Origin of the sequence: Chromobacterium sp. ASV23 (assembly GCF_016428945.1) — a bacterium.
Classification (GTDB): Bacteria; Pseudomonadota; Gammaproteobacteria; order Burkholderiales; family Chromobacteriaceae; genus Chromobacterium; species Chromobacterium sinusclupearum.
The window spans coordinates 1-8,460 of the sequence record NZ_JAELTR010000094.1 but is presented as its reverse complement, the minus strand read 5'-3'; the positions used below and the strand labels follow the sequence as shown (position 1 = coordinate 8,460).

Sequence of the window (8,460 nt, the reverse complement as noted above, 5' to 3'; positions counted from 1 at the left end):
CCCCCCCCCCCCCCCCCCCCCCCCCCCCCCCCCCCCCCCCCCCCCCCCCCCCCCCCCCCCCCCCCCCCCCCCCCCCCCCCCCCCCCCCCCCCCCCCCCCCCCCCCCCCCCCCCCCCCCCCACCTTTTGAGTCTCGTGGGCTCGGAGATGTGTATAAGAGACAGGATTTTACATTTACTGCGACTTTTGCTTTCTTTCCAATGCCAAGTAAACCTAATTTGCTGTCGAAATATACAAATGTATATGGCCCGGAGTCATCCACCAACTCAGTAAAATTCCCTGTTTCAATGTCAAACTTTTCAACTGTTGTAAGCGTGGTTCTTCCAATGGCAAAGCGGCCGCCATTTTCATTAAAATATTCAACGTTTCCGATATGCCATACATTGTTTTCACGGAGTGCTATCGATGGGCGCTCAGCGAGTCCAGCCTCAAATATTTCTCTTGCAGAGAGATTGGGATGAAACAAGTCAACTTGTGATGGTTTAATGAATTTGGTTCTGTATAGGTGATATTCGAGAGTTGGCATTTCTGGATGTCCATTAATCTGGCATGTAGATATTGGCGGTGGTAGACGCTCTATATCCATTAAGAAGTAAGGAAGAAAGTTTTCAATTGAACAATAGATAAATGTGACTATGCGAAGATGTTTTTATTAGTAGCACTCTTGAGCAATAATTCCAATTGATGCTTATGGAATGGTACGCTTAGCAACCATTTATGACAACGCTGTTTGCTCGGGGTGCTAGGCCACCACTCGAGAAACCATTCCATTTTTTTACGTATGTAGCAAAAACCACTGCCAACGCTGCCAACACTGCCAACTCGTCTGTAAGTTGCTGATTGGTATGGGTTTAGTTGTTGGCAGTGGCGGCTAAAGCACTGCCAACTGGAGGGGGGAAACTGCCAACTGGGCGGGATGGGGTGGAGGAACTGCCAATTGACTGCCAACACTGCCAACTCACTGCCAACAGATAAAGCTATATAAATCAGTCTATTGGATAGGTGTTGGCAGAGTTGGCAGTGTTGGCAGTGGGTTTGGCCTCACGTGAGAAATTTTTCGCTTACTCTTCCGCTTCGCCGTCGTGCGGATGCAACTGCATGCGGTAGACCTGGCCCACGCCTTTGCCGCCATGCACGGTCCAGCCGGCGCGACCCTTTGGCCGTTGCAGCATCCCCGCCCGGTACAGCACTTCGCAGGCATGCCGCACTTCATAGCCGGCGATGACTTCGCCCTTGAACGCGCCCGGCGTCACCAGAAACACCGCTTCGCCGTCCAGCGTGTAGCGCTTGTAGCCCATCAGGTTTGGCACCAGCGGGTCGCTGTCATTCATCGGCAGCAGGACGAAGCGGGCGTACTGGCTAGCCTGCAGCACGGCGGCGGCCTGGTCGATCAAGCGCGCGTCGTCGCGGTCTTCGATGCCGAAAGCCTGCATCCAGCGTTGCCAGGTGGTTTCCACGCCTTGAATCGCCTGTTCCACCGTCCAGCCGGTCAGGCCGGCATGGCTGGCCATCTCGGCGGCCGCCGACAGGATGGCGAATTTGCGCGTCGCGCGTCTGACCGTAGGGGCGGCGCCCTCGGGTACGGCCGCTAGCATGCGCTGTTGCGAGCGCTCCACCCACTGCATCGCCGCCGCCCGGTTGTCCTGCAGCCAGGCGACGAAGGCGCGGCCGACCGTGCCGTAATGGCTGCGGGCATGCCGGGTCAACTCGTCGGCGAACACTTCGCCATTGCTGCGGCCGTGGATGTGGTCGAAAGCGCGATAGGGGCCGGTGTCGGCCGGGATGTCGAGCAAGCGGATTTCCTGGCCGCCGCGCGGCGTCTGGCCGCCTTCGGTCAGATACTGGCTCATCGCCACTTCGCCAGTCGAAATCATGGTCAGCTTCCACGAACGGGCGGCGCGGTTGCCGCCTTCTTTCGCGCCTTGCAGCTTGGACACGCCATTGAGCATGCTGTAGATGGCCGGGCCGATCTTGCGGGCGTCGCCGGAGCCGACTTCATCCAGGTAGATCATCATGTCGTTGCTGGCTTCGGCCTCATTGGTCAGGCCCAGGGCGGTGCCGGACCACGTGTGCAAGGTGCGCTGCGGGTCGCCCCACACGCTGGCGGCGGTATCGGCGCAGGTGCTCTTGCCAGACGAGGAATTGGTGTACAGGTGCAGGCCGATGCCATCCCGCGCCCTGCACAAGGCCAAGAGCGGGCCGGCCAGCGCGCAAGCGATGGTCGTCATCGCCAGCGGGTTGCCCAGCGCCAGCGCGCCGACGGTGCTTTGCCAATCGGCCAGGCTGCCGGCCGGGTGATAGGCGCTGGCGTCCTTGGGCCGGCCGTTGAAATGCATCTTGCGGTTGGGGCGGCCGATGATGTCGCCGTTCGGCAGCACAAACGCGCCGTGCTGCCAGCCCGACATATTGACGATGTCGTGCCACTCGGTGGAGCCTTCGCGCTGCAGCCAATGAGCCAGCCGCGCCTGGCCGCCGCGGTCGGTGGTCAGCGTCAGGCCGCCTTTGCGCAATAGCGCCCAGCCGGCGCGCTCGCCGATGTCGGCGCTGGGCAAGGCGGTGGTCATCACCTCGCCATTGCCCTGGCGCTGCCACTTGACGATGCGGTGATGGTTGCCGTCCGCATCGGTCCCGCAGCCCAACAGCTCCATCTTGTCGCTGAGCCATTCCGGCGGCTGCTCCAACAGCTCGCCGGTATCGCGGTCGCGTTTGACGGCGATGTAATGCACGCCGTCGCGGTTCACTTCATAACGCGGGCCGATGGCCAGCGCCGGGGCCTTCGCGGCCATCTTCAAAGCCTGCTTGTCAGCGCTGCCCATGGGATTCTCCTTGTTCGTTCAACACATCCAGCCAATCGCTATCCGGCCGCTCGGGTATCAGCAGATGGACTTGCCGGCCGTCGTCTTGCATCCGCCGCGCCAAGCGCCGGGCGGCGTTCTGGCCGGCTTGGTTGGCGTCGTTGTCGGCCATTACGAACAGCGCCGTCACTTCATCGGGCAACACCGCATGCGATAGCCCCCAGGCTGACAGCGCCGCCCAGCACGGCAGCCCGCTGCCCTCGCGCACCGCCAGCGCGGTTTCGATGCCTTCGGCCAGCGCCAGGCGGCCGTCTGCGGGCGGATAGAGCCGAACGGCTGCGCCGGACAGGTCGCCGGAGCGGCCCAAGGCCAGTTTCTTCGCCGGCAGCGCTTCGCCGCTGACGGGGTGGAGCAGCACGGCCTTGTGGCCGTCAAACGTCAGCCAGGTGCGATGCAAACCCACATTGATGCCTTGCGGCGACGTCACCAGCGCCAGCATCGCCGGGAAGTGGCCCAGCAGCTGCGGCCGGCCGTGCAAAGTGATCCAGTAGGCCAAAGCTGGGTGATAGCGCAGCGCGCGGGGGTAAGCGGTCAGGCTCAAGCCTCGGCGCAGCAGATAGCGGCCCACCGGGTCATCAGCCTTCACTGGCTGCGCCGCGCGCCACAGCTGCGCCAGGCGCTCGCGTTGGTCGCGTTGCGGATGCGTGGTCGCGGGTGCGGCAGCCACGCGCGCCGGCTCCCCCTTCGCCCCGTTCAAGACCTGGGCGACGGCCTGCGCCGCGTGGAAGAAGTCGCCGCCTAGCCAGTGCTGGGCCAACACGAAGCCGTCGCCGCCCTGGCTGTCCAGGGCGCGGCAGACGAAACGGCCGCTGCCCTTGTCGATCCACTCGAAACGGTCGCTGCCGCCGCAAGCCGGGCAAGGCTGATTGCGGCGCTGGGTAAAGACCTCGGCCGGAATGCCCAAGGCAATCAGGATGTCCGGCCAGCGGTCGCGGGCCTGCTGGCGCAATTGCGCGAGATCGAGCCTCATGGTTGGGCCTCCCATTGGATGACGCCAGACAAGCCGGGGGCGTCTCGCCCGGTACGCGGGAGAGGGTTTCTTGCGTTCATGGGATTGTCCTTAGAGCAGTTGGCCGATGTCGGCGCTGGCGTCGATGACTTGCTGCTGCAGCGGAGCGAGCAGCCCGGCCAGGCGCTGCGCCGGCAACGGTTGACCCTCGGCATGGTCCAGCAGCTCGACTAAGCCTTGCAGGCCGTCGCCGGTGCGCGCCAGGCGCGACACGCCGGCGCTGACGGTGTGTTCGATGCCACGGCACAAGCTGGCCAGCTGGCTCAAGGGTTCGCGCAAGGCGGCGTGTTCGGGCGAGTTGGCCAGCAATTGCAGCTGGGCCAATTGGTGATGGACGGCAGACAACGCCAGCGGGGCGAGAATAAGGGCGCTCATGCGATCACCTCCACGGCGAAACCGGCGGCAGTGCGGTGAATCAAGGCGCGTTGACCCTGGGCGACCAGCAAAGCGGCGAGCGCGCGAGCTTGAGCCTCGTTGGGCAGCGTGGAAACGGGACGGGTGACTTGCGGAAATAGGGCGCGGAAAGCGCGCAGGGTGATACCAGGCATGTGAAGCCTCCTTACTGAGCGTTAAGCCCGGCCCCGCTGTCAAACGGGGGTGGCGGGCGCATGGCAGGGTTGACAGACCGGCAGTAAGGTACCGGCAGCCCGAAGGCTCCCCACCACGGCCCGCCATAGAAGAAGGCGCACCAATGGCGTTTAACGGACGCAAAAAATGCCGCATATGGCGGCTATCCGCCTTACTGTTCAGCCTGTCAAAGCCGGTCGCGCTATTGAACACGACGCGATAATGGTGCGGGAATCGTGCGGGGCTGTCAAGCATGTGATTCACATATTGCGTTTGAGCGGTGCATTTCATCGGGATATAATGGCGCTGGATGATTGAATTTGGTTTTTGTAGTGCCCAAGGCCCTGGCAGGGGCCTTTTTATTTTTGGAGTGGTGATGCACGAATTATTTGGCGATGTGGCATGTCCTAAATGTGGCAAAGCGGGAGGCGTTAAAGTCAGGACGAGCCGCCCGGTAACTGAAAAATTTATCGAATATTATTTGCGTTGCAAACATTGCCAAGAAAAGATGAAAGCGGTCTGGTCGTTTGAAGGGAGTATTTGGCCAAGCAAACTTTGGGATGAGCAAAAGATACGCAGTGAATTTAAACCCTGGCAGGTGGCTGAGCATATTGATGAAATTCATAAGGTTTATATTGAGCGGGCTAGCGAAGCTAAGGCTAATATCGCTAGGCTTAAGGCTGAGCTGAAAGCGGCTAAGCTCGAAGCCGAGAAAGTTGACCAAACTTTTGATTTGTTGCTGAGCATCGGTCTTGAATATAATTTCAGTGAAACCTAACCCGTAGAAATGGCCCGCCCTCCAGCGGGCCATTTTCATTACTCCAAGACGCGGTGTTGAATCCGGCCGGGCGTCACGGTCAGCGCTGGCGGCGGCGCGGGTTTGGCCAAGCTAGACAGCGCGCGCAGCCGCTCTGGCGGTATCTGCGCGCCGCCCTTGATCGGCTGGGCCACGGTGCGCGGTTCGCCCTCCATCGTCTTGTACTGGTGGCAGCAGTCGTCATTGCTGCAGTTGTAGTAAATCTCCTTGGTGCTGGCGGTCAGCATGCGGCTGGTGCGCACCCGCGACATCGCGCCGCACAGCGGGCAGGGAAAGGCCATCTCCGTCTCCTCAGTCCACGATTTCCACTTCTTCAATCAGCGCGCAGGCGGCCAGATTCTCGATCACGTAGGCGTCGGCGCTGGAGTGGAAGAACAGCACGCTGTTGATGGACGGTTCTTCCTGATAGCGGTAGCGCACGGCGTGCTGATAGAAGTACAGGGACAGGTTGTCGAGTCGGGTAATCAGGATGCTGTCGCCAGGGAAGAAGGCGGCCGTAGCCGCTTGCAGGCCGCCCAGGCGCTGCTTATGGAACACCAGATCATTCCAAGGCTCGGCCTGGCCGCTGGGTTCGCATACCGCATCCGGCAGCAGGTCCGCGCCGACCAGCACCACCAACAGCGGATCATCGCGCCAGGCCGGTGCCAGCAGATTGTTCACCGCATGGCGCACCAGGCGGTGCAGGCTGCGGAAACGCTCACCTTCGCCGACGCGCACGCGCTCCAGGCAGGCTTTCGGCGCTTGCTCGCGGATCTGTTGCAGCCAGCCGATATTGACGTCCTGCAGCTGCGGATGCTGCTCCCGGTCAGAGTCCTTGGCGCGCACTGTGCCACGGAAGCCAATCATCACCCGGTCAAGCAGAATGCGGCGCTCCAGCGTCTGCCGCGCCCGCGCTTCGAACAAGGCTTGGTCCTGCGCCTCGTTCATCCAGGCGTCTAGCGTGGCGTAATCAAAGGCGGCGTCGAAGTTGGTCTGCTGGCAGACATACTGCGCCGGCCGCCAGGTCTGTTGCGCCGGCTGGCGCGGATGGCGGTTGGTGTCCACCGTGGCGGCCAAGGTGCCGGCGATGTCGAAGTTTTGCGAGCGGCCTTTGATCTCGGCCACCCCCAGCACATTGATGGCGGACAGCAGCCGGCTTTTGGCTTTCAGTGCCTGAATGCGGGCCTGCGCGGCTTGCGGCTCCGGGGCCGCATGGCAAATCCCTGGGGATTGATGCGCGTCCATATGGCTGAAGTAGCGGCCGATGAAGTGATCCAGGGCTTGGCGGGTCGTGTTTTGCATGATGGGGTGCTCGCTTAACGGTTGATCAGGGCTTGGTATTGCGCGTCGCGCTCGGCTTGATAGCGCATGCGGGTGATGGGGCTCTGGTGCTGGGTGGAGGGCGTCGCCAGCGCCGGCAGCGGCTTATTGAGCAGGGTCAGCAAGTCATCCGGTTCCGCCTGCGCGGCGGATTTCAGCGCCTGCTGCAGCTCGCCTGGCTGCAGCGCGGCATAGAGTTCATCGTGATTCCTGCGCAGCTCGGCGCGGCCGAACAGCCGTTCGATGCACGCCTTCGGCGCTTCAGCCAACAGCAGCGCCAGCACCGGCAGCTGTTGCCCCCATTGCGCGATCTGGTCGTCCAGCACCGCATCCCAATACTGGCGGCGTAGCGCGTCGCGCTCCTTGAGCAGGGCTTGGCGCTGCTCGAACAGCGCCTCCTGCTGCACTTCGGCTTGAATCTTTTCTTCCTCGGCGATCTTCAGCGTTTCTTCGGCCAATTCCAGATTGGCCATTTCCTTGCTCTTCAGCTCGCGCACTGCCTTGGTGGGGATGCCCAAGGTCGAGCGCATCGCCTGGCGGCAATCCTTGCGTGCCTGCTCGGCTTCGCTGCGCAGCGCTTCGGCGGTTTGGACACGGCGGGCGGCGTTGTCGGCTAGGGCCTGCCAGGCATTGAGGTCTTGCTCGAAGGCGGCCAGACGTTCAGTCAGGGCGGCGACGGCGAAAGCGACGGTTTCTTGGGTGTTGGGATTTTGAATATGCATGTTCTGAGTCCGGGTGCGTTGATTGGGGTTTTAGGCGTGGCGCGCCGCGATGCGATCCACCATCCAGGCGTCGATTTCAGACGACAGCCAGGCCACGCTTTTACCGCCCAGCGGCACCGGAGCCGGGAAGCTGCCGCGCTTGATGGCGTCGTATACCGACGAGCGGGACAAGCCGCAGGTGGAAATGACTTCCGGCAAGCGCATAAAGCGCAGCGGCTGGGCGTTGAGCGAAGGGGCGGTAGCGGTCATTTGGGTTGTCCTTATCGTTTGATCTGAATAGCGGTGGATGCAATCGGATACGCCGATCAGCGAATGCAGTATTTCAGAAATTTTAAATAGAGTTTGGCGATCGTGTTGTATGAAATCGCCACACAACAAAAAAATTTGAAAAGCCGGGAAAATGCGGTTTTGGCTATTGACGACAGCGGATGGATTTGAATCTTGCAGTGTATTTTTAGAATATCTGTACCGTATCGGACCAATACGGACTGCACCGGAAAATCTCGGCGGCAGATTTAAGCGGGAATAAATGGGGAAGGGCGGCAGCGCCAGTCAGCGGAAACGGTGACTGCATGCGTAGAGTGCATGAAAACGCATGAATTTTGGCAGCAAAAAAACAACACGCCAGGCCATACGGTGCGGGCCTGGTGCGGGTTCATGCAGGTGCATGATTAGCGGCACATGAAGCGTGGGGGCGAGGCGGGGCTTCGATAGCGCGCGCGGGGGGCAGGGGGCAAATGAGGCTGTTAAAGCCCGTAGTACGGCCCTTTATGGAAAAAGTGGGAGTATTACTTGAGCTTTGGCACTTGTACTCTGGTAGGGGCCGACCCAAAGTGGAAATTTCGTTTACGAAGGTGGGGTTTAGGTAGGCAGCGTTCTATGGAAAGACTGGAGTGCTGCATTAGGCTTATCTAATACTGTCGGTCTGTTAGAATTATTCATCTAGATTTTTAACCATGGCCGCAGCAATTATTTCAATAGTAGATTGCGCCTTTTCATCGAGAAGGCGTATGTCAGGCTTAAAATCTCCATTCCTAATCATGCTTGCCTCTGCTCTAAGGATTTTTTCGTCCAGATGGTTTAGATTGAGGTTTAGCCAATTTACGAGTTGTTGGAAATTATGAGCAGCAAGCTCTCCTTGCTTCTCTTTGTGATGCTGTCTCTTATACACATCTCCGAGCCCACGAGACTC

Annotated in this window: 9 protein-coding genes; 1 reads left to right on the top strand and 8 read right to left on the bottom strand. The window is 60.5% G+C overall.

Annotated features, from left to right (window positions below; all coding sequences use genetic code 11):
• Positions 1-1,060: 1,060 nt before the first annotated feature.
• The 4 genes from JHD59_RS21100 to JHD59_RS21085 all read right to left on the bottom strand — a co-directional run bounded on the left by JHD59_RS21100 (position 1,061) and on the right by JHD59_RS21085 (position 4,411).
• A complete protein-coding gene (locus JHD59_RS21100) occupies positions 1,061-2,815 on the bottom strand; it encodes a DUF927 domain-containing protein (protein WP_199155700.1) in 1,755 nt (584 codons plus the stop codon).
• Positions 2,802-3,824: a toprim domain-containing protein gene (locus tag JHD59_RS21095; protein WP_199155699.1), complete on the bottom strand. Its 1,023-nt coding sequence runs from the start codon at positions 3,822-3,824 to the stop codon at positions 2,802-2,804. Before JHD59_RS21095 ends, JHD59_RS21100 begins: the two co-directional genes overlap by 14 nt.
• A gap of 90 nt (positions 3,825-3,914) precedes the next feature.
• Positions 3,915-4,238, bottom strand: a complete 324-nt coding sequence (locus tag JHD59_RS21090) for a DUF1484 family protein (protein ID WP_199155698.1) — start codon at positions 4,236-4,238, stop codon at positions 3,915-3,917.
• Positions 4,235-4,411, bottom strand: coding sequence for a hypothetical protein (locus JHD59_RS21085; RefSeq protein WP_199155697.1), 177 nt, complete (start codon positions 4,409-4,411; stop codon positions 4,235-4,237). The genes JHD59_RS21090 and JHD59_RS21085 overlap by 4 nt, the downstream gene beginning before the upstream one ends.
• A 395-nt stretch (positions 4,412-4,806) precedes the next feature.
• Between JHD59_RS21085 and JHD59_RS21080 the strand changes: the two genes are divergently transcribed.
• Positions 4,807-5,208: a hypothetical protein gene (locus tag JHD59_RS21080; protein ID WP_199155696.1), complete on the top strand. Its 402-nt coding sequence runs from the start codon at positions 4,807-4,809 to the stop codon at positions 5,206-5,208.
• A gap of 38 nt (positions 5,209-5,246) precedes the next feature.
• Here JHD59_RS21080 and JHD59_RS21075 read toward each other — a convergent pair whose 3' ends face one another.
• The 4 genes from JHD59_RS21075 to JHD59_RS21060 are packed head-to-tail and all read right to left on the bottom strand — an operon-like array spanning position 5,247 to position 7,517.
• The gene (locus tag JHD59_RS21075; protein ID WP_199155695.1) at positions 5,247-5,528 is read right to left on the bottom strand and encodes an ogr/Delta-like zinc finger family protein; all 282 of its coding nucleotides are present in this window, start codon (positions 5,526-5,528) and stop codon (positions 5,247-5,249) included.
• Between the two features lie 10 nt (positions 5,529-5,538).
• Positions 5,539-6,528 carry a P2 family phage major capsid protein gene (locus JHD59_RS21070; RefSeq protein WP_199155694.1) on the bottom strand — a complete coding sequence of 330 codons (990 nt, stop codon included), beginning with the start codon at positions 6,526-6,528 and terminating at the stop codon, positions 5,539-5,541.
• A gap of 14 nt (positions 6,529-6,542) precedes the next feature.
• A complete protein-coding gene (locus JHD59_RS21065) occupies positions 6,543-7,268 on the bottom strand; it encodes a hypothetical protein (RefSeq protein WP_199155693.1) in 726 nt (241 codons plus the stop codon).
• A gap of 30 nt (positions 7,269-7,298) precedes the next feature.
• Positions 7,299-7,517 (bottom strand): AlpA family transcriptional regulator, encoded by a 219-nt coding sequence (locus JHD59_RS21060; RefSeq protein WP_199155692.1) that lies wholly within the window; start codon positions 7,515-7,517, stop codon positions 7,299-7,301.
• Between the last annotated feature and the right edge of the window lie 943 nt (positions 7,518-8,460).